The sequence below is a fragment of the Mesorhizobium sp. M2A.F.Ca.ET.067.02.1.1 genome (assembly GCF_004023285.1).
In the GTDB taxonomy this organism is placed as follows: Bacteria; Pseudomonadota; Alphaproteobacteria; order Rhizobiales; family Rhizobiaceae; genus Mesorhizobium.
Window position 1 is genome coordinate 1 of record NZ_RZSB01000707.1, and the last position, 3174, is coordinate 3174.

The following is a 3174-nucleotide window of genomic DNA, read 5'->3' on the forward strand; positions in this document are numbered from 1 at the left end:
GCGCTGAGTAGGGCACTGGCGTGTTCTTGCTGACCCGGCCCTTCGCCAGCGCCTCGAAGGTGAGGTAGAGCGTCATCATCTTGGTGAGCGAAGCCGGATAGCGCCGGCCATTGGCGTCGGCCGAATAGAGCACCTTGCCGGTCTTGGCATCCACCACAATGGCCGCGGACTTTGCGGCAAGGGCCGACGCCACATCGGCAGCGATAATCGTCATCGCCAGCGCGGCGACCATGACTGCCTTGAAGGAGAATGAGGATTTGGAGACCAGCCCCGACAACGCCTGACGCACCGTTACTACCCTGAAATTTTCGTTGCCCCGGAGGCGGCTACGGGAGTGCCTGCCTCACTTCCGGCCAAGCTATCGCGGTCAGCGTTACCAATCCGTTTATGGTAACCGCCGCGTTCACCATTTTTCGGCAAATCGAGCTTCTCTTTAATCGAATTTTACCGGCCGGCGGCGCTGGAGCCCCTGCGCACCAAGGGATTCTTGACTTTTGTGCGTTGCACAATATATTAAGGTGCATTGCACAAGGGCGCCCGGGGCAGAAAGGGCGTTTCAACCAAGGGAAGTATGAAATGACCCAGACCTATGAGGACTTCACGAAATACGGCAAGGAGTTTGCCGACACCGGGCTGAAGAGCTTTGCCTCGCTCACCAAGGGCGCGCAGGCGATCGCCACCGAAGCCGGCGAATACACCAAGAAGAGCTTCGAGGCCGGCAGCGCAGCCTTCGAGAAGCTGTTCGCGGCCAAGTCGATCGAGAAGGCCATCGAGATCCAGACCGATTACGCCAAGCAGAGCTATGAGAGCTTCGTGGCCGAGGCCAGCAAGATCGGCAATCTCTATGCCGAGCTCGCCAAGGAGGCTTACAAGCCGTTCGAATCGGTGGTCGCCAAAGCGAAGTAATTTCGCCGGATCATATCCATACGGCCAGCCGGCCCGTGAAAAGGACCCGGTCGCGGTAGCGCGGCCGGGTTTTTTCGTGGCCGATCGCAACCCGATGCACATTGCCGCATTCACGATTGAGAAATTCGCTGAGGTTTGCCCACCTAGCCATATTGTCAGCTAAACAGAAGGGCTTAAAATCGTCCATCGAGAACCTACATGTTGAACTCGCATGAGGATTCGAAAAGGCTGGACTACGTGACGATCGGTTTGACTGCCACGGCAGGCGTGGTGCGAATGCAAAGTGACGGGGACCGCAACGATCCCGGTCGCGGTACCGCTGTCATCACGCGCACCAAGACCAAAACCAAAAAGCCCAGTCTCTACCGGGTTCTCATTCTGAACGACGACTACACGCCCATGGAGTTCGTCGTTCACGTCCTGGAGCGTTTTTTCCAAAAGGACCGCGAGGCCGCCACACGCATCATGCTTCATGTTCACAATCATGGAGTGGGCGAGTGCGGTATCTACACATTCGAGGTGGCCGAGACCAAAGTGTCCCAGGTCATGGATTTCGCCCGACAGAATCAGCATCCGCTGCAATGCGTGATGGAGAAGAAGTGAGGTAACATGCCGGCTTTCTCCCAAGGCCTGGAAAAGGCGCTACATCAGGCGCTGACATTCGCCAACGAGCGGCATCATGAGTATGCGACGCTCGAACATCTGCTGCTTGCCCTGATCGACGACACAGAGGCGGCCGCCGTCATGCGCGCCTGCAATGTCGATCTCGACGAGCTCAAGCACACGGTTCTCACCTATATCGACACCGAGCTTGACAACCTCGTCACCGGCTACGACGAGGATTCCAAGCCGACGGCAGGCTTCCAGCGCGTCATCCAGCGCGCCGTGATCCATGTGCAGTCGTCCGGCCGCGAGGAAGTGTCCGGCGCCAACGTGCTCGTCGCCATCTTCGCCGAGCGCGAGAGCCACGCCGCCTATTTCCTGCAGGAACAGCAGATGACCCGCTACGACGCGGTCAACTACATCTCGCATGGCATCGCCAAGCGCCCGGGCGCTTCGGAATCGCGCACGCCGCGCGGCGCCGAGGACGAGCAGGGCGGCCAGAACGGCGCCGAGCCGCAGGAGGAAAACGGCAAAAAGAAGCAGCAGGACGCACTGACGGCCTACTGCGTCAATCTCAACAACAAGGCCCGCGCCGGCAAGATCGACCCGCTGATCGGCCGCGACAGCGAGATCAACCGCACCATCCAGGTGCTGTGCCGCCGCTCCAAGAACAACCCGCTCTATGTCGGCGACCCCGGCGTCGGCAAGACGGCGATCGCCGAGGGCCTTGCCAAGCGCATCGTCGAAGGCGATGTGCCGGAAGTGCTGCAGGACGCCACCATCTTCGCGCTCGACATGGGCACGCTGTTGGCCGGCACCCGCTATCGCGGCGACTTCGAGGAGCGGCTGAAGCAGGTCGTGAAGGAGCTCGAGGATTATCCGGGCGCGGTGCTGTTCATCGACGAGATCCACACCGTGATCGGGGCCGGCGCCACTTCGGGCGGCGCGATGGATGCATCGAACCTCCTGAAGCCGGCGCTGTCGTCCGGCGCGATCCGCTGCATCGGCTCGACCACCTATAAGGAGTTCCGCCAGTTCTTCGAGAAGGACCGCGCGCTTGTGCGGCGCTTCCAGAAGATCGACGTCAACGAGCCGACCATCGAGGACGCCATCGAGATCATGAAGGGCCTGAAGCCCTATTTCGAGGAGTTCCACAAGGTCCGCTACACGAGCGAGGCGATCAAGGCCTCGGTCGAGCTGTCGGCGCGCTACATCAACGACCGCAAGTTGCCGGACAAGGCGATCGACGTGATCGACGAGACCGGCGCCTCGCAGATGCTGGTGCCAGAGGCCAAGCGTAAGAAGACGATCGGTATCAAGGAGATCGAGGCGACGATCGCCACCATGGCGCGCATCCCGCCGAAGACGGTCTCGGCCGATGACGAGAAGGTGCTGCAGGGTCTGGACGTTGAGCTGAAGCGTGTCGTCTACGGCCAGGACACCGCGATCACCGCGCTGACCTCGGCGATCAAGCTGGCGCGCGCCGGCCTGCGTGAACCGGAGAAGCCGATCGGCTCCTACCTGTTCTCGGGTCCGACCGGCGTCGGCAAGACGGAAGTGGCCAAGCAGCTTGCCGCCTCGCTGGGCGTCGAGCTGATCCGCTTCGACATGTCGGAATACATGGAACGTCACACCGTCTCGCGGCTGATCGGCGCGCCTCCCGGC

The 3174-nt window shown here is 61.1% G+C and carries 3 protein-coding genes and 1 pseudogene; 3 read left to right on the top strand and 1 reads right to left on the bottom strand.

The features are described from left to right. Nucleotides 1–289: pseudogene (locus EOA28_RS30395) on the bottom strand (D-alanyl-D-alanine carboxypeptidase); the annotation flags it as partial. A gap of 287 nt (nucleotides 290–576) precedes the next feature. On the opposite strand from EOA28_RS30395, the gene EOA28_RS30400 reads away from it, so the two are divergent. The 3 genes from EOA28_RS30400 to EOA28_RS30410 all read left to right on the top strand — a co-directional run. Then, nucleotides 577–906 carry a phasin family protein gene (locus tag EOA28_RS30400; RefSeq protein WP_042642580.1) on the top strand — a complete coding sequence of 110 codons (330 nt, stop codon included), beginning with the start codon at nucleotides 577–579 and terminating at the stop codon, nucleotides 904–906. 276 nt (nucleotides 907–1182) lie between these two features. Further along, nucleotides 1183–1509, top strand: coding sequence for an ATP-dependent Clp protease adapter ClpS (gene clpS, locus EOA28_RS30405; protein WP_036258315.1), 327 nt, complete (start codon nucleotides 1183–1185; stop codon nucleotides 1507–1509). A gap of 6 nt (nucleotides 1510–1515) precedes the next feature. Continuing rightward, a partial coding sequence (locus tag EOA28_RS30410) for an AAA family ATPase (RefSeq protein ID WP_128315601.1) occupies nucleotides 1516–3174 on the top strand: 1659 nt, incomplete at its 3' end.

What these genes read in the sequence shown, in the direction of transcription:
- EOA28_RS30400 (WP_042642580.1), top strand. Translation starts at nt 577, where the DNA reads ATGACCCAGACCTATGAGGACTTCACGAAATACGGCAAGGAGTTTGCC.
- clpS (WP_036258315.1), top strand. Translation starts at nt 1,183, where the DNA reads ATGCAAAGTGACGGGGACCGCAACGATCCCGGTCGCGGTACCGCTGTC.